A 16,262-nucleotide genomic window follows, 5' to 3' on the forward strand; every position below is an offset into this window, starting at 1 on the left:
ATGGTGGCTATGACGTAGCGTAATGTCGGTCTAATGTATTTTAAAATTTTATGAAATATGCCATCAGTGTTGCCATATTCGTCTAAAATTTCGCTCAAATATTATCCCCCAAAAACTCTCCAGCCTCAAGCTCGATCTCAAGTAAGCGGTTGTATTTTGCATTACGCTCGCTTCTTGAAGTGGCACCTGTCTTTATCTCGCCAGTATTTAGTGCGACTGCAAAGTCAGCGATGAACGCATCTTCGCTCTCGCCGCTTCTATGGCTCATTATGCAGCGATATCCGTTTCTTTGAGCAAGGCGGACAGTTTGCATAGTTTGTGTGACTGAGCCTATTTGATTTGGCTTGATTAAGATCGCATTTGCGATCTTTTTCTCGATACCCTCGCGTAAAATTTTCTCATTTGTGACAAAAAGATCGTCGCCAACTAGCTGCACTTTGCTGCCAAGCCTTTTTGTAAGCTCAGCCCAGCCGCTCCAGTCGTCCTCGCTAAGGCCATCTTCGATAGAAAATATAGGATATTTTTCGCAAAGTTTTTCGTAGTAGCTAATAAGCTCATCGCTGCTAAATTTCTTGCCCTCAAGCTCGTATTTGCCGTCTTTGTAAAGCTCGCTTGAAGCGACGTCAAGTGCTAGCTTTATCTGGCTACCTAACTCATATCCAGCCTCTTTTACAGCTTGTGAGATGAGCTTTAGTGGCTCTTCGTTATCTTTTAAATTTGGAGCAAAACCACCCTCATCACCAACAGCTGTGCTGTGTCCAGCTGCGTTTAGGATAGATTTTAGCTTGTGATAAATTTCAGTTGCAGCTCTAAGTGCTTCGCTAAATGTGCTAAAACCAAATGGCATTATCATAAATTCTTGAAAATCAACGCTGTTATTTGCGTGTGCGCCGCCATTTATGATGTTAAACATTGGCACTGGTAAGATGCTAGCATTTGCACCGCCAAGATAGCGGTAGAGCGGGATATTTAGGCTCTTTGCAGCTGCGCGAGCTACTGCCATAGATACGCCAAGGACTGCGTTTGCGCCTAAATTTGAGTAGTTGTGTGTGCCATCAAGCTCAAGCATCTCCGCATCGACTGCCTTTTGGTTATAGGCATCAAGGCCGATTATCGCCTCAGCGATCTTTTCATTTACGTTTGAAACAGCCTTTAAAACGCCCTTGCCAGCGTATCTTTCGTCTTTGTCACGAAGCTCGAGTGCCTCACGCTTGCCCGTGCTCGCGCCACTTGGCACGATCGCGCTTGCCTCGGTTCCGTCGCTTAGTCTAACTGTCGCACGAACTGTTGGGTTGCCTCTGCTGTCTAAAACCTCGTGAGCTTCTACATCTTCAATAAATACCATTATTCATCTCCTGCTTCGTTTGTGTCGTCGTCTTCGTCTTTTGCGCCGCTGCTTATTAGGTGATCGATCCCCATTGAGCCTTTTATCGCCGCTACTATCTCATCAGAAATTTCTGGGTGCTCTTTTAGGTAGGCTTTGGCGTTTTCTCTGCCTTGGCCTAGTTTTTCGGCCTTGTAGCTAAACCACGCGCCTGATTTGTCAATGATGTCGAGCTTTACGCCATAGTCGATGATCTCGCCCTCTTTGCTCACACCCTCGCCAAACATGATGTCAAATTCAGCCACTTTAAATGGAGGCGCGACCTTATTTTTAACCACTTTTGCTTTTGTGCGGTTGCCGATAGGCTCGTCATTTTGTTTAAGTGTGGCTATCTTTCTGACATCGATCCTTACAGATGAGTAAAATTTAAGCGCATTACCGCCAGTTGTGGTCTCTGGTGTGCCATATCCCATCATACCGATCTTCATACGAATTTGATTGATGAAGATAACGGTTGTCTTCATCTTGCTTAAAATTCCAGTTAGCTTTCTAAGTGCCTGGCTCATAAGCCTAGCTTGCAAACCAACGTGCTGATCGCCCATATCGCCATCTATCTCGCTCTTTGGAGTAAGAGCGGCCACACTATCAACTACGATAAGATCTATCGCTCCGCTTCTTGCAAGTGTCTCAACGATCTCAAGTGCCTGTTCGCCAAAGTCTGGCTGAGAGACGTAAAGGTTGTCAGTGTTTACGCCTAAATTTGAAGCGTATTTTACGTCTAGTGCGTGCTCTGCATCGACAAATGCACAAATTCCGCCAGCCTTTTGCGCTTCAGCTATGATGTGAAGTGTGAGCGTTGTCTTACCAGAGCTCTCTGGTCCGTATATCTCGATGATCCTGCCTTTTGGAACGCCGCCTATGCCAAGAGCCAGATCAAGCCCTAGCGAGCCAGTCGGTATCGACTCGATCGCCTCAACCTCTTTGTCGCCAAGTCTTAAAAGCGTGCCTTTGCCAAAAGCTTTATCGATCTGCTTTAGCGCAAGCTCGAGCGCCTTTTTCTTGTCCGCTTCACTCTCTGGGATAGCTATTTTTTTGTCACTATCTTTTTCTTTTGCCATTTTTTACCTTAATAGTTGAAATTTGGCTTGATTTTATCTAAAAAGAGATGAATTTTACTTGATTTACTCGCAAATTATAATATTTTCACCAAGCAGTGCAGCGCTATCAATAAGAGCAAAAAGCTGCTCCTTTTCAAACAAAAATCCATAAATTTGATCTTCGTTTTTTAGTATCGCAAGTTTTAGTGGCTCTACAAGCGAGCTTGCGCAAAGATTTAAAAAGGCTTCATCGATATGATTTTGTGAAATTTGGGGCTTATTTTTAAAATTTTCATCTTTTATAAAAGAGATAAATTCCTCTTGTGAGGTGGATTTATTAAATTTAAAAATTAGTTTTTCTTTTAAGGCTTCAGCCAAAATTTCATCAAATTTAACTAGGTCTATGTGATTTTGAACGCCTAAAATTTTGGCAAAATTTAGCAGATTTTTATCGTAATCAGCCACATTTTTCTCATGCTCGCTTTGCGCCTTTTTAGCCCTATAAATGGCGTAAAATCCAATAGCTATAAACAAAAGTGAAAGGGTAAAAACTTCGCTCAAAAACTCACTCATTATCATCCTTATAAAATGCAAACTTCAGTCTTAAGCTCTACGCCAAATTTCTCTAAAACTCTAGCCTTTGCCAAATTTATAAGGCTAGTGGCGTCCTCAAAGCTTGCGTGGTTAAAATTTATCAAAAAATTTGCGTGCTCTTCGCTAAATTTCGCTCCGCCGATAGCGTATCCCTTTAGTCCAACAGCCTCAAGCAGTGCCCCTGCAAAGTGCCCTTCTGGATTTACAAAGCAGCTGCCAAAGCTAGCCCCTTTTGGTTGATTTGCCCTTTTTGCACTTATAGCTTCAGATATGCCCGCGTCAAAGCCGCTAGAAAGCTCAAATTTAGCCCCCAAAATGGCCTCATCTATGCCGCTGTGACGGTAGCTAAAGCTTATCTCATCTTTGCGCACCCAGCCACGAGCCAGACGCACATGCGTGAGGTTGTCGCTTATGCTAAATTTAAGCAGCCCAGCGTTCATTTTGATAAGTCCGCCAAGTGTGCCTGGAATATTTTTTAAAAACTCAAGGTGAGCGATGTTATTTTGCTTGCAGAAGTTATAAATTTTGGCAGATTTCGTCGCAGCACCTATCTCAAGATAAATTTTATCGCCTAAGCGTTCTAAATTTATATAGTCAAAACTCTTGCCGGGCATCGCCATTTTTGGGGGATTTGGCGAGACAAGCAAGTTGTTGCCCCCTCCTATCATCACAGCGCCTAAAAAGTGAGGCGAGCTTAGATCTTCAAGGCTATTTACCTCGAAAATTTCATGCACACCGCCTATCCTAACCGAGGTAAATTTAGAAAAATCAACAAGTCTCGTCACTGGATAAATTCCGGTATAAAATCAAGCATGCGAGTGGTAAATTCAACCATCATCGAGATCATCCAAGGCATCAAAAATATGATGACAACGACGACTAACAAGATTTTTGGCACAAAGCTTAGCGTGGTTTCGTTTATCTGCGTGGTCGCTTGAAAAATGGAGATGATAAGACCTGCGATTAGACCGCTTAGCAGCATCGGAAGGCTGATATAAAGGGCGATCTTAAAGGTTTCAACTCCAAGCGAGACAAGCGTACTTTGCATCAGCTAAACCTTACTTCGTTGTATTCAGTTGGGATTAGGTAGTCGTTTACGTCGATTGGCTTTTCAAAAAAGCCTTTGTCGTAGCCTATTTGATAGAGCTTATTCAGCGCTTTTAGCTGCGTTTCGTTCATGCTTATTGACTCGTCATTTGCGTATAAATTTAGATACGCTTTAAGATCCTCTTTGCCAACTCTGATGAGGTTTCGCTCCATTAGCATGTGAGATAAAAATGGCTTGTGCGAAGTGGCGATCCTAACCGCCTCGCTAAGCACTCTTTCGCACTCGATCGCGTCGGTTATGGGTAGGCTTCGTCTAAGTGCCATGCCACCAAGTGGAAGCGGTAAATTTTCGCCGTTTAGCTCGCTCCAGATATCCCAAATTTCACGTTCTACACAGAGCTGGTCTGAGAAATTTAAGATACTTTCATGTATTAGCACGCCAGCATCGACCTCGCCACTAAGCACAGCATTTTCGATCTCAAGAAAATTTTTATAAACGATCCTTGCCTCTGGATAGGCTATGCGAAAGAGTAGGGCATTTGTCGTGTTTTTGCCAGAGAGTGCGACCTTAAAATTTCGCTTTAGCTGCTTGCCTTTTAGCTTGATAAGCTTTGGGCCATATCCTTTTCCAAAGCTCACGGCGCAGCGTAAAAGCGCATACTCGTCGCAAATTTTTGGATAGAGTGCAAAGCTGATCGCTGTTGCCTCGTAAGTGCCTTTTAGCGCCTCTTCGTTTAGCGTTTCTATATCAAGCGCCTTTGATGTGAAGGCTAAATTTTTACTGCTAACCCAGCCAAATTTGACCGCGGCATACATGAAAATATCGTCAGCGTCCGGCGAGTGGGCGACGTTTATAGTTTTTAGATTATGCAAAGATGATCCTTTTTTTGATTACGCCATTTTAATGAAATTTATTTAAAATAAAGTTTTAAGGGCGGTTTTGAAACGATTTTACCAGCTTTGCCTCTTTGAAATTTAGCACGTATTTCACGTCTATGGCGTCTTTAGCCCCTTTTCTTCGAGCTTGGAGCGTTGAGTAAAATGGATGCTTAAGTTCAAGCATCTTAATCAGTTTTTGATCGCTATCTTCTTTTTTTATATTTTCAACGATTATTGTCGTTATAAATTTGCCTTCAAACTCGTAAAATGGCCAGACTATCACGCCTGCATCGCTTGTTTTAAAGTCCGTAATTTTAGAATTTTTAGAGATATTTAGCATGGAGATGATCTTTTTGCGTGAGCTGTCCTCGTTTTGTACAGAGATCACCTTTACAAGCAGGTCTTTTTTGACGCCGAGGCCATTTTGGCTAAAGTGATAAACTCCGTCTTCAAGGATGCCAACCTTTTCAAAAGCGTTAGCATAGTTTGCGGCGGTGCAAGCGGTTAACAAAAGCGACAAAAACATTAAAATTTTTATAAATTTCATCTTTTCTCTTAAAATTTCACTATCTTTAGCCTATCTGAAGCGAAATTTTTCCTACCAAATTTAGCCTCATCTTTGCCGTTTAGCTCAACTAAATCGCCTGTAAAGCCACAAATGTCATTTTTAACAAGATAACTTCCCACGCCATAAGTATCAACCGGCGTATTATAAGCTTCAAATTCTTTTATAATTTTAGGGCTAAAACCTGAGCTAACGACGATTTTAACGTATTTAAAGCCAGCTTTATCAAGCGCCTCTCTTAGAGCAAATATAAGCTCCTTGCAAACGCCATGTGGGTCAAACCCGCTAGTATCCTTATCATCAAAATATTTATCTATCAAATTTTTACTAGTATCGACTCTAACCGCGCCAAGCCTCTCTTTTAAGGCATTTGAAGCCCTTAATGCGTCTGTAATCACGTCGTTGTTGTAGTCCACTAAGGCCGTGATCTTCTCATTTTCAAAGGTTTTAGCATAAATTTCTGAGGCTTTTACTATATCCCCGCCGCACATTTGAATGAGTGCATGAGGCATGGTGCCACCACCTTTTAGCCCCGTAAGCTCGCCCTGAGCATCTGTGGCGACCTTTTTGATGCCGCCTACAAATGATGCATATCCGTCACCTGGCTGCGTGCAGATGTCATCTTGCCTATCCGCCATACTAAAGACGTCCTTGCCATTTGCCGCTCTTATCACGTCTCTTGAGTTTGTCGCCACGCAGCTTCTTCTGGTGAGCGTCGCATCGATCACATTTTCTAAAAAGCCAAAATTTTCATACTTGCCGCTTATCTTTAAAACCGGCTCGTTTGCGTTTATGATATCGCCATCATTAAGCGCATAAATTTCAAACTCGCTTGGGTCTTTGGCAAATTTATTGATGACGGCTAAAACCTCGTCAATGCCGCAAAGCACGATATCATCACGTCTTTGGAAAAACTGCATCGTCACGTGCTGATCTGGTAAATTTTGCTTAATTATCTCATTTACTTTTAGAAAATATTTCGCCGTAAAGTAGCCCTCGCCGATCCTTGGATCTAGCTTAAAAGTCTTATCTGTTAGCCTATCTATCTTGCCTTGCATCTTTAGCTCAAGTTCGTTCATATTTGTCCTTTTTTAGCGTGATTATAGCATTTTGGTAGAAAAGTGAAAATTATAAAAATATATTTTAAGAGTATATAAGAGTATATTTTATAAAATCGTGAAATTTTACTTTTAAAGGAAAAATATGAAAAAGTTCTTACTTTTAATGGTCGCAATTTTTGCATTTGGCAATGAAAATTTGCTAGTAAGTGCTGGTGGCGGATATAAAAAGATAGTTGAGGCAGTCGCGCAAAATCTCAAAAAAGATGGCGTAAATATCGACACTTCTTTTGCGAACATCACAGCTATCATGGCTCAGGCAAAAGAGGGTAAAACTGACGTGATCGTGGGCGATGAGGACTTTTTGAAAAAGTCTGATCTAAAGATCGCTGAGTATGTAAATTTAGGCTCAGGTGCTTTGGTGCTGGCTACTAAAAAGGGTGTGAAAATAGAAAAAGTTGAAGAGCTAAAAGCACTTTCCAAGATCGCTATGCCAGATGCAACAAAGACGGTTTATGGCAAAAGAGCAAATGAATTTATGCAAAAAGCAAATTTAAGTGGCGAGCTAAAGGATAAAATTTTAGCAGTTGCCGGCGTACCACAGGTCGTTACATATATATTAAACGGTGAAGTTGATGCTGGGTTCATCAACCAGACCGAACTAAATGCGCACAAAGACGAATTTGGCAGTTTTATCTTGATAGACAAAGCACTTTATGCTCCAGCAAACATCGTAGCTGCAAAGCTTGAAGGATGCGATAAAAAGGCTGATTGTGAGAAATTCTTAAATGAGCTAAAAAGCGAGAGATCAAAAGAAATTTACAATAAATTTGGCATAAGATAAGGCTAAGCTTGCAAGAGCTCTCTTGGCTGTTTGATCCGCTATTTTTAAGCATAAAGGTCGTTTTGTGCCAAGGGGCTTTGCTTATCATTTTTGGGCTGGCTTTGGCTTATTATTTAGCTTTTGGTAAGGCCAAATTTAAAGCTATTTTAGAGATGATCGTAACTTTTCCACTCATCTTTCCGCCCATTGCTACTGGATTTTTACTGCTTTATCTACTTGGTAAAAATGGCATCGTCGGCAAGGCTTTAAATTTAGAAATTATTTTTAGTTTTAAGGCTCTTGTGTTAGCTGCTTTTATAGCCTCTTTGCCACTATTTGTAAAGCCTGTCGCTTCTGCTCTTGGCTCACTTTCAAAAAGCCTAAGTGAAGCAGCATATAGCCTTGGAAAAGATAAATTTCAAACAGCTATTTTCGTGCTCTTTCCATGCGTTGCGAAAAGCGTAGCAGCAGCTTTTATTCTAGCGATCTCGCGTGGACTTGGCGAGGTTGGCATAACACTCATACTTGGCGGAAATATAATAGGCAAAACAGACACTATCTCGCTTGCCATTTATAATGCTGTATACGATGGCAAAAGTGATGAGGCACTGGTATTAAGCCTTGTTTTGGTTGTATTAAGTTTTATTTTGTTTGGGATTATAAATTTGCTTGATAAAAGCAAAATTTAAAGTGAGTGGCGAGAGGATGAGAGAATCGAACTCCCCACCAGACGGTCAACCGCCCAGTCATCGGGTTTGAAGCCCGTGAGCATCACCAGATTACTTTATCCTCCGTGCGCGTTATTTTAGCAGATTTAGATAAATTTTAGTCCATTTTCTATAAACTTTTTGAAATTACAAAAGGATTTCTGATTTTAAAATTTAGTGTTTTTGTATTTTTGGCTCTATTTTTTTGCTCTTGTTCCTCGGTTCTTTCTCCAGCAACTGCGCCGCTAAATGTATATGATGCGTACTCGATTTCACGCGATAAACGTGGTATTTACTCGATCACAAGAGATAAATTTATACAAAGCAAATTGCAAAGCAAAATTTTATTTTCAAAAGGTCTTAGTAATATTGACATCGAGATAGAGGTCTTTTACGGAGATGCTTATTTGATCGGACTTGTTGATAGTAAAGAGCTAGAAGATAAGCTGGTAGAACTAGCCAAAAGTACAGATGGCGTGCGAAAAATTTATACCTATCTTCGTATCAAAAAGCCAGAATATCCATGCGATAGTCTAAAAATTCTTGCAAACTTAAAGCAAAATCTTTTTAAAGATAGTATAGTTGAGGGCACAAATGTGCGAGTTAGCATAGTTGGCTGCGATGTTGTATTTAGCGGCGTAGTTGATAGCATTGAACAAGAAAAACATGCTATTTGGTACGCTAAGCACATTGACGGCGTGGCCGATGTCTACTCATTCATCAAAGTCATCAAATAAATTTAGCTTAAATATCGCTCTTCTTTACAAAGCTTGCAATGAGGCTTGGTAAGATGATTAGTGCACCAAGAAGCATAAATACCATAACAAGATCGGTTAGTAAGCCAAAATATATAGTTGGGATAAAATTGCTAGTTATCATCACGCTAAAACCAAGAAAAATAGTGAACGATGTGTAATACATCGCATATCCGATGCTTGCGTGTGCGACTTTAATGCTCTCAAAAACGCTTTTTGTAAGCATTTCTTCTTTAAAGCGGTGGATATAGTGAATGATATCATCAACGCCGATACCAATACTAATGGCTGCGATTGTTATACTCATCACATCAAGCGGAATGCCAAAAAAACCCATCACACCAAAGAGTGTGCAAAGTGGGATTAAATTTGAAACTATCGCAATGGTTGCTAGCTTTATACTTCTAAAGATAAAGCAAAATATGACAAAAAGTATAGCAACAGTTAGTCCAAAGGTATCAACTTGCGAGCTAAGTAAATTTTGAAGCATATTGTTATAAAGCACCATCATGCCGGCAACTTCTATACTTACATTGTCATTTTTAGTAAGCTGTGCTAGCCCTTCTCTAAGCTCTTTTAGAAATAAATTTCGTCTAAGCTCGGAGTCGCTATCAACGATCCTTATACTAAATCTAAGTTCATCATCTTCAACGCTTACATAAGGACTTAATAAGATGTTTTTATAATTTTGTGGCAATTTCTCATACATTGCAGCTAATAAAAAATCATCACTAGCGCCGTTATTTAGCTCTTTTATGGCTTTTATAAGGGTTGCTAGCGAGCTTACATGTCCGACAAATTTTTGCTCTTTTAAATAATCATGAATCTTCTCAGCAACCCTTGTGTGATAGCTATTAAACCAGTACTTTGCATCCTTAGCATTGCTTTCAAACTCATTTTCAAACTCATCTTGCTCAGTATTTTTATCTTGTTTTTGCTCTTTAAATTTCACTATCACATCAACTGGGATCGTGCCACCAAGCTTGGTATCAATGACTTGCATTCCTTGGCGAATTTCTGTGCTTTCTTTAAAGTAGCCAATGAAGCTATTTTCAACCTTTATCTTGCTGATACCATAAACGCCAAAACAGACAACTAGCGCACAAACTACGTAGATAATCTTTCTTGAGTTTAGGGCTAAATTTGCGCAGTATTTTGTAAATTTAAAGCTATTTTCAAAGGTTCTAATAGGAGCTAATTTTTCTAAATTTACATTTATCGCGCCAAATAGCAAAAACGCAAGCACAAGCGAAACGCTAATGCCAGTGCTCATCATAATGCCAAGCATGATAACTGGCTTTATGTCAGCACTCATAAGCGAGCTAAAGCCAATAACCGTGGTAAATATCGCCCAAAAAGATGGAGAGAATTTATCACGAAGCGTTAGATAAATTAGCTGATTTTGGCTATATTTTGGATGCTTTGCGAAAAATTCTCTATAGCTAACGACAAGATGAATCACGGTTGAAATAGTAATGATGAGCTGAAGCGCGATGTAGTTTGAACTAATGACCGTCACTTCCCAGTCAAATATACCAAAAATTCCGGTCGTAAAAATGGCGCTTACGGCACATATAAACATCGGTAAAACGATCCATCTTAGTTGTCTAAAAAATAGCCACAAACTAAAGCTAAGAAGAGCAAGTACGCTTAAGCCATAGACCAAAAGATCGCTCTTTATAAAGCCTATCATATCATCAGCGATCATATTTGCACCGCCTAAGAATAGCTCGTCATTTGCGTTAAATTTAGCTATGGTTGCTTTTATAGCCTCAAGGTTTTCGTGATCGCTCTTTCTAAGCTCATCTCGGTAGGCTTTAAACTCATAGGCAAGAGCCTCTAGCTTAAGTCGCTCAGCTTGTGTGATAGTACCGTTTGACTCTTTTTGACTAAGTAAATTTCTCTCATTTACAAGCTCGTTAAATTTCTCATCTTGCTTTAAATTTAGAGCAATAGCTGTGGTTTTTAGATCTTTGCTTATCAAATTTCCGCTGTAAATCGGGCTTTTGGCAAACTCGAGCTTTGCTTTTGAAATATTTATATCTTTATCTTGCAGCGTTGGAGTATGATCTAAGATGCCCGTAATCCCGCCTTTTACACTATTTAAAAGCGGAATATTTATTATAGAGATGACGCTATTTACCATATCGTTTTTAGCTAGTTCATCGCCTAAATTTTTGATAAGTTCTAAATTTTTAGGTGAAAAAAGATCGTCTTTTGGAGTAAAAGCGACCACTAAAAATCCGGGTGAGTCGTAGCGTTTGGCTATCTCTCTATAAGCTTTTAAGTCAGGATCATGCTCAAGTAGTAGCGTTTCAGCTGACGCATCAACGCTAAGCTTGGTGCTAAGATAGCCAAAAACTACGCTTAAAGCTAAAATTAGAGCAATAATAAGCTTATTTTTAGCAATGATAAATTTAAAAATTTGTCGCATTAAGGGTTGGTTTTATTTTGATCAGGCAAAACAGCTTCGTTTAGTTTTTGTAAAAGAGTATTGAAATCAGCGTTATTTAGCACATCACCAAACTGACTTCTGTATGTTTGAATGATGCTCACACCAACGATATCAAGGTCGTAAATGAGCCAGCCACGCTCTTTAGCGTCATAAAATTTATAGACAAATTCGTAGCTCTTGCCATCATTTGTCAGCTCAGATGTTAGCCAGTATCTATTTTTTTGAGGTTCGCTCTCGCCAGTTATATGTATCTCTTGATCTTTGTATCCTAAAAGTTTATCTATGTATGAGCTTTTTAGTTTTTGCTCAAATGCTGCGTCAAATTTAGCCTGCTCATCGCTACTTAAGCTGTTGTAACGTTTACCAAGGCTTATCTTTGCCATTTGTTTATAGTCAAAAAATGGATCAAGAAGAGCAAAAATTTCTTTTGTCTTCGCATTATTGTCTAAATTTGTGTCTTTTAAAATTTCAATAACCTTTGTTGTTTTCATCTCTACTTCAGGCTTGATCTGCTCTTTTGAAATAGCAAAAAGGCTAGTTGTAAAAAGTAGAATCATAGTTAGAATTTTTAAAATTTTCATATTTACTCCTTGATAAGCTTGTCGCGTCTTTGCTCGTAAGCATCGCGTAAAAATGGATAAAGATCAATAGCATCTTTTCTTAGTTTTTCATAAGCAGTTGGATCTTGTGAAAAGTTATTAAACGCTCTATATGACTTGATGCCAGTTGATAAAAGTATAGGATCAACGTAGCTAATAGGATCAGCAAAATAATCTCCGACCATGCCACCAGTATCTCTTAAATTTGATGGTCCAATAAGTGGCCAAACTATATGAAAACCGCTACCAAGCCCCCAATATCCAAGCGTTTGTCCAAAATCTTCATCGTGAGGCTTGAGGTTGTAGTATTTTGCTCCGTCTGTTAGTCCGCCAAAGCCTATTATCGTATTTGCTAAAAATCTTAATGTCTCTTCACCAGCATTTTGAAATTTAAACTGAAGTAGATTGTTTACAAAGCGAACTGGGAAAAGCAGGTTGTCAAAGAAATTTGAAACCATTGTTCTAGCTGTTTTTGGTACAACGTAGGCATAGCCTTTTGCCACCGGAGTTAGCATATTTACATAGATAAAGTCATTTGCATGTGTCATCATTCTATTGTAGCCACTAAGCGGGTCAAAAACATCTTTTCTTGCTTCAAATTCAACATCAAATTCATCGCTTTCGCTATTCGTATTTATGTCCGTATTAGCACAGGCTAAAAGCAAACTAAAAAAGATAGAAAGCAAAAATTTCATACTAAGCCTTATTTTTATTTATAAAATGTAGCTCGATTTTATCTTTTAAAAACTTTACAAGAAATTAAGAGAAATTTATAAATTGGCTTAAATCTTTAAGCTTAAGGATTAATATAATTAGATATACTTCACAAATTATTCTCCAATATAGTAAAGGTAAAAATTTTGAAAGCAGATATAAATTTAGAACTATTTTTAGGCGAAGATACACAGGTTTTAGCTAAACATATTACATTATTGAAGGCCATAAAAGAGACAAAAAGTATCACAAAAGCAGCAGAATTGGTTGGCATATCATACAAAAATGCTTGGGACTGCCTTGATACGATAAATAACAAAAGTAGCAAGCCACTTATTATTAGAGCTGATGGAAATAAAAAAAATAGTGGCTCTGAACTAAGCGAGTATGCCAATAAACTGATAAAAATTTATGATGCCATTCTTGAGACCCAAAAGGATTTTTTACAAAAAATTTGTCAAAAAGTAGATTTTGAGGATGTAGATATTATAAATCTTCAAAGAATGAATATGAACTTAAGTGCCAGAAATCAGCTCTCATGTGAGATTATTGGCATAAACCGCGGTGCGGTAAATTCTCAAATAGTTGCAAAACTAAGTAATGGCTGCACGCTTGAGTCAAACATCACGGTTGAAAGTGAGAAAAATTTAGGCCTAAAAGTTGGGCAAAAAGTTATTTATATTTTTAAAGCCCCAGCTGTCATTTTAGCCAAGGATCTAGATATAAAAATAAGCACAAAAAATCAATTAAAAGGCGAGGTGATCGAAGCAAAGATAGGTGCTGTAAATGCTGAAATCACTTTAAAACTAAGTGATGAACAGACTTTAACTGCTATCATCACAAAAGATAGTGCTATCCAGATGAAAATAGGTGTTGGCGACACACTTTTAGCAATAGTAAAATCATCTCAAATCATTATAGGAGTATAAATGAGAAAAGTTTTTAAATTTTTATGTGTGGCAGCTTTGCTTGCCATAAACGCATTTGGCGCTGAAGTAAATGTATATGCTGCAGCAAACACAACATACGCATTTCCAGAGCTTATAAAAGAGTTTAACAAGCTTCATCCAGATGCTAAAATCAACTTAACCCTTGGTGCAAGTGGCGGTCTTGTTACACAGATCCAAAACTCAGCTCCAGCTGATATATTCATGGCTGCTGATATGGGCTTTGCACAAAAAGCTTATGATACAGGCTTTGCAGTAGCTGCTCCAAAAGTTTACGCACAAGGCGCTGTTGCTATTTTTTCTATTAGAAATGTTGATTTCAAAAAAGGTATTGAGGTTGTTCGTGGCTTAAAAGCGATCTCTATCGCAAATCCACAAACTGCACCATATGGCAAAGCTAGTATAGAGGCTCTTAAAAACGCAAAGCTTTATGACGAAGTAGAAAAAAATATCGTCTATGCTCAAAAAATTTCTGAAACTCTATCTCAAGCATTAAGTGCTTCTGATGTAGGTTTTATCGCTGCTAGCGCACTTTTTGATGAGAAAATGGCAAAATACAAAGAGGGCGTTAATTACATCTTTGTTCCACAAGAGCTATACACTCCGATCGATCAAGGTATCGTTCTTTTAAAACATGCTGAAAAAAATGATGATGCAAAAGCATTTTATGAGTTTATCTTAGGCGATAAATCAAGAGAAATTTTCAAGAAATTTGGTTACAACGTTCCAGCTAAATGATAAGAGCAAAGATCGTTGGAATTTTAACTAAAGATGACGTTAGCTTATTTGAGCTAAAGGGTCTAAATTTAGAGGCAAATTTATTTATGCTAGTCTTGAATGAGGCTAGCAAATTTGCCTTAGATGATGAGATCGACTTAGGTTTTAAAAGCTCCGATGTTATCTTGGCAAAAGACAAACTAAGTAATAGCTCGCTTGAAAACGAGCTAAAATGCGTGATTAAAGCTATAAATTTTGGTGAAATTTTAAGTGTTGTTAGCTTAAAGTGTGGCGAAATTTACTTTGAAGCTATTATCTCAAATCACGCATTAAAAACCATGAGCGTAGGTGAAAACGATGAAGTCTTTGCCTATATAAAATCTACAAGCATTCACATAAGTACACAAAAATGATAGAAATTTCTTGTAAAAAAGAGCTAAATGGCGGTGGTGGAAAATTTTTACTTGAGGCTGACCTTAGCTTTGAAAGTGGTGATTTTGTCGCACTTTATGGAGCAAGCGGTGGCGGAAAGACTACTATTTTACGCTTGATCGCTGGTTTTGAAGCACCACAAAGTGGCTTTATAAGAGTTGGGGATGAAATTTTCTTTGATGAAAAGACAAATTTGGCTCCACAAAAGCGAAATATCGGCTTTTTATTTCAAGACTATGCACTTTTTGAAAATATGAATGTCTTTAAAAATTTACTCTTTGCAAAAAACGATCTAGCTCTAGCAAATAAACTTCTTGATATCTGTGGCCTAACAAGTCTAAAAAATGCAAAAATTAGCACTCTTTCTGGTGGTCAAAAGCAACGTGTTGCTTTAGCTCGTGCGGTTATGAGAAAGCCTGAAATTTTGCTACTTGATGAGCCGTTAAGCGCGCTTGATAATGCCATGCGTGATAAACTTCAAGACTATTTACTAGCACTTCATGATGAGTTTAAGATGAGCATTATTTTAGTAAGCCATGATATCGCTGAAATTTATAAGCTTTGCAATAAAGTCTTTGTCCTTGAAAACGGCAAAATTTCAAGATCAGGTAGTGCAAGTGAGATATTTTTAAAGAGTACAGGATCGCAGAAATTTGCCTTTAATGCTAAAATTTTAGAGATAAAAAAACGTGATACGATCTTCGTAGCAAATGTATTAATAAACCGCCAAATTTGTGAAGTGGTGCTAAGTAGCAGCGAAGCAATAAATCTAAAAGCAGGCGATATGGTAGTAGTTAGCACAAAAGCATTTAGTGTAAATTTGGAAAAAGCATGATAGACGAGTTAAAAAGTATCGATTACGAGCCATTTTGGCTATCACTAAAATTGTCTTTTATAACAACTTTTATTTTATTTTTTGTCTGCATCGCACTTGCCTATTTTATGTCTCAAAAGAAATTTTTTGGCAAGTCGTTTTTAGAGTCGGTAATCTCACTGCCCTTGGTCTTGCCACCAAGTGTTCTTGGTTTTTATCTACTCATTTTTCTTTCGCCTTATTCGGCCTTTGGTAAATTTATCGAGGAAATTTTTGGAGTTAGGCTTGTTTTTAACTTCACAGGTCTTGTTGTGGCAAGTTGTATCTATTCATTGCCATTTATGTTTGGGCCGATTTATGCTGGGCTAAATAGCCTAAAAAAGAGCCTTTTTGAAGCGAGTTATAGTCTTGGTAAAAACAAACTCACGACTATTTTTAGGGTAATTTTGCCAAGCATCAGATCAAATTTATTAACAGCTACTGTCGTTAGCTTTGCTCACACTATGGGTGAGTTTGGTGTTGTTTTAATGATAGGTGGTAGCGTAGCTGGAGAGAGCAAGGTTGCAAGTATTGCGATATTTGAAGCAGTTGAAATGCTTGATTACACCAAGGCTCATGTCTATGCACTTTTGATGTTAATAATTAGTTTTTTTGTCCTTTTCGTAGTTTATCTTTTAAATTCTAAAAAAGCTTAAGACAAAGCTTATAAAGATATAATAGTAAAAATTTTAAAGG

At 38.3% G+C, this 16,262-nt stretch carries 19 protein-coding genes and 1 tRNA gene; 8 read left to right on the plus strand and 12 right to left on the minus strand.

What is annotated here, in order from left to right:
• Positions 1–94 precede the first annotated feature (94 nt).
• The 8 genes from eno to F3G66_RS03770 form a co-directional block, all read right to left on the minus strand.
• On the minus strand, positions 95–1,345 hold the full coding sequence (gene eno, locus F3G66_RS03735; protein WP_103630205.1) for a phosphopyruvate hydratase: 1,251 nt from the start codon (positions 1,343–1,345) through the stop codon (positions 95–97).
• Positions 1,345–2,442: a recombinase RecA gene (recA, locus tag F3G66_RS03740; RefSeq protein ID WP_002940852.1), complete on the minus strand. Its 1,098-nt coding sequence runs from the start codon at positions 2,440–2,442 to the stop codon at positions 1,345–1,347. The genes eno and recA overlap by 1 nt, the downstream gene beginning before the upstream one ends.
• Positions 2,443–2,505: 63 nt before the next feature.
• Positions 2,506–2,994: a hypothetical protein gene (locus F3G66_RS03745; protein ID WP_021091683.1), complete on the minus strand. Its 489-nt coding sequence runs from the start codon at positions 2,992–2,994 to the stop codon at positions 2,506–2,508.
• Between the two features lie 8 nt (positions 2,995–3,002).
• Positions 3,003–3,800, minus strand: coding sequence for a UDP-N-acetylmuramate dehydrogenase (locus F3G66_RS03750; RefSeq protein ID WP_149707194.1), 798 nt, complete (start codon positions 3,798–3,800; stop codon positions 3,003–3,005).
• Positions 3,797–4,066, minus strand: a complete 270-nt coding sequence (fliQ, locus tag F3G66_RS03755) for a flagellar biosynthesis protein FliQ (protein WP_223154231.1) — start codon at positions 4,064–4,066, stop codon at positions 3,797–3,799. The genes F3G66_RS03750 and fliQ overlap by 4 nt, the downstream gene beginning before the upstream one ends.
• On the minus strand, positions 4,063–4,878 hold the full coding sequence (locus F3G66_RS03760) for a menaquinone biosynthesis family protein (protein WP_410470313.1): 816 nt from the start codon (positions 4,876–4,878) through the stop codon (positions 4,063–4,065). Before F3G66_RS03760 ends, fliQ begins: the two co-directional genes overlap by 4 nt.
• Before the next feature lie 112 nt (positions 4,879–4,990).
• A complete protein-coding gene (locus F3G66_RS03765) occupies positions 4,991–5,488 on the minus strand; it encodes a chemotaxis protein (RefSeq protein ID WP_149707196.1) in 498 nt (165 codons plus the stop codon).
• An 8-nt stretch (positions 5,489–5,496) separates the two neighbouring features.
• On the minus strand, positions 5,497–6,585 hold the full coding sequence (locus F3G66_RS03770) for a nicotinate phosphoribosyltransferase (protein ID WP_149707197.1): 1,089 nt from the start codon (positions 6,583–6,585) through the stop codon (positions 5,497–5,499).
• Between the two features lie 124 nt (positions 6,586–6,709).
• Here F3G66_RS03770 and modA (F3G66_RS03775) point away from each other — a divergent pair, with 124 nt between their 5' ends.
• Entirely contained in the window at positions 6,710–7,408 is a 699-nt protein-coding gene (gene modA / locus F3G66_RS03775) for a molybdate ABC transporter substrate-binding protein (RefSeq protein ID WP_149707198.1), read from the plus strand.
• An 8-nt stretch (positions 7,409–7,416) separates the two neighbouring features.
• Positions 7,417–8,076: a molybdate ABC transporter permease subunit gene (locus F3G66_RS03780; RefSeq protein WP_107812047.1), complete on the plus strand. Its 660-nt coding sequence runs from the start codon at positions 7,417–7,419 to the stop codon at positions 8,074–8,076.
• A 6-nt stretch (positions 8,077–8,082) separates the two neighbouring features.
• Here F3G66_RS03780 and F3G66_RS03785 read toward each other — a convergent pair.
• Positions 8,083–8,180, minus strand: a tRNA-Sec gene (locus F3G66_RS03785).
• Positions 8,181–8,255: 75 nt separating this feature from the next.
• Here F3G66_RS03785 and F3G66_RS03790 point away from each other — a divergent pair.
• The gene (locus tag F3G66_RS03790; protein WP_087579260.1) at positions 8,256–8,831 is read left to right on the plus strand and encodes a BON domain-containing protein; all 576 of its coding nucleotides are present in this window, start codon (positions 8,256–8,258) and stop codon (positions 8,829–8,831) included.
• Between the two features lie 7 nt (positions 8,832–8,838).
• Here F3G66_RS03790 and F3G66_RS03795 read toward each other — a convergent pair whose 3' ends face one another.
• Genes F3G66_RS03795 through F3G66_RS03805 form a run of 3 tightly spaced genes read right to left on the minus strand, consistent with a single transcriptional unit; the run spans position 8,839 to position 12,598 of the window.
• On the minus strand, positions 8,839–11,283 hold the full coding sequence (locus F3G66_RS03795) for an efflux RND transporter permease subunit (RefSeq protein WP_149707199.1): 2,445 nt from the start codon (positions 11,281–11,283) through the stop codon (positions 8,839–8,841).
• A complete protein-coding gene (locus tag F3G66_RS03800; RefSeq protein WP_149707200.1) occupies positions 11,283–11,885 on the minus strand; it encodes a Tgt2/MlaC family protein in 603 nt (200 codons plus the stop codon). Before F3G66_RS03800 ends, F3G66_RS03795 begins: the two co-directional genes overlap by 1 nt.
• A gap of 2 nt (positions 11,886–11,887) precedes the next feature.
• Complete coding sequence (locus F3G66_RS03805; RefSeq protein WP_149707201.1) at positions 11,888–12,598, minus strand: MlaA family lipoprotein; 711 nt, start codon at positions 12,596–12,598, stop codon at positions 11,888–11,890.
• A 165-nt stretch (positions 12,599–12,763) separates the two neighbouring features.
• Between F3G66_RS03805 and F3G66_RS03810 the strand changes: the two genes are divergently transcribed.
• From F3G66_RS03810 to modB, 5 genes are read left to right on the plus strand one after another with little or no spacing between them, the layout of a single operon-like run.
• Positions 12,764–13,546 (plus strand): TOBE domain-containing protein, encoded by a 783-nt coding sequence (locus F3G66_RS03810; RefSeq protein ID WP_072595374.1) that lies wholly within the window; start codon positions 12,764–12,766, stop codon positions 13,544–13,546.
• Positions 13,547–14,302 carry a molybdate ABC transporter substrate-binding protein gene (gene modA / locus F3G66_RS03815; protein WP_021091730.1) on the plus strand — a complete coding sequence of 252 codons (756 nt, stop codon included), beginning with the start codon at positions 13,547–13,549 and terminating at the stop codon, positions 14,300–14,302.
• Complete coding sequence (locus tag F3G66_RS03820) at positions 14,299–14,694, plus strand: TOBE domain-containing protein (protein ID WP_149707202.1); 396 nt, start codon at positions 14,299–14,301, stop codon at positions 14,692–14,694. Before modA (F3G66_RS03815) ends, F3G66_RS03820 begins: the two co-directional genes overlap by 4 nt.
• Positions 14,691–15,548 (plus strand): sulfate/molybdate ABC transporter ATP-binding protein, encoded by an 858-nt coding sequence (locus tag F3G66_RS03825; protein ID WP_149707203.1) that lies wholly within the window; start codon positions 14,691–14,693, stop codon positions 15,546–15,548. Before F3G66_RS03820 ends, F3G66_RS03825 begins: the two co-directional genes overlap by 4 nt.
• Positions 15,545–16,222: a molybdate ABC transporter permease subunit gene (modB, locus tag F3G66_RS03830; RefSeq protein ID WP_149707204.1), complete on the plus strand. Its 678-nt coding sequence runs from the start codon at positions 15,545–15,547 to the stop codon at positions 16,220–16,222. The genes F3G66_RS03825 and modB overlap by 4 nt, the downstream gene beginning before the upstream one ends.
• Positions 16,223–16,262 lie beyond the last annotated feature (40 nt).

This window comes from Campylobacter concisus, assembly GCF_902460665.1.
GTDB lineage: Bacteria > Campylobacterota > Campylobacteria > Campylobacterales > Campylobacteraceae > Campylobacter_A > Campylobacter_A concisus_AL.

Coding starts and splice junctions, on each gene's coding strand:
- eno (WP_103630205.1), bottom strand. CDS start 1,345: ATGGTATTTATTGAAGATGTAGAAGCTCACGAGGTTTTAGACAGCAGA.
- recA (WP_002940852.1), bottom strand. CDS start 2,442: ATGGCAAAAGAAAAAGATAGTGACAAAAAAATAGCTATCCCAGAGAGT.
- F3G66_RS03745 (WP_021091683.1), bottom strand. CDS start 2,994: ATGAGTGAGTTTTTGAGCGAAGTTTTTACCCTTTCACTTTTGTTTATA.
- F3G66_RS03760 (WP_410470313.1), bottom strand. CDS start 4,878: ATGTATGCCGCGGTCAAATTTGGCTGGGTTAGCAGTAAAAATTTAGCC.
- F3G66_RS03765 (WP_149707196.1), bottom strand. CDS start 5,488: ATGAAATTTATAAAAATTTTAATGTTTTTGTCGCTTTTGTTAACCGCT.
- F3G66_RS03770 (WP_149707197.1), bottom strand. CDS start 6,585: ATGAACGAACTTGAGCTAAAGATGCAAGGCAAGATAGATAGGCTAACA.
- modA (WP_149707198.1), top strand. CDS start 6,710: ATGAAAAAGTTCTTACTTTTAATGGTCGCAATTTTTGCATTTGGCAAT.
- F3G66_RS03795 (WP_149707199.1), bottom strand. CDS start 11,283: ATGCGACAAATTTTTAAATTTATCATTGCTAAAAATAAGCTTATTATT.
- F3G66_RS03800 (WP_149707200.1), bottom strand. CDS start 11,885: ATGAAAATTTTAAAAATTCTAACTATGATTCTACTTTTTACAACTAGC.
- F3G66_RS03805 (WP_149707201.1), bottom strand. CDS start 12,598: ATGAAATTTTTGCTTTCTATCTTTTTTAGTTTGCTTTTAGCCTGTGCT.
- modA (WP_021091730.1), top strand. CDS start 13,547: ATGAGAAAAGTTTTTAAATTTTTATGTGTGGCAGCTTTGCTTGCCATA.
- F3G66_RS03820 (WP_149707202.1), top strand. CDS start 14,299: ATGATAAGAGCAAAGATCGTTGGAATTTTAACTAAAGATGACGTTAGC.
- F3G66_RS03825 (WP_149707203.1), top strand. CDS start 14,691: ATGATAGAAATTTCTTGTAAAAAAGAGCTAAATGGCGGTGGTGGAAAA.
- modB (WP_149707204.1), top strand. CDS start 15,545: ATGATAGACGAGTTAAAAAGTATCGATTACGAGCCATTTTGGCTATCA.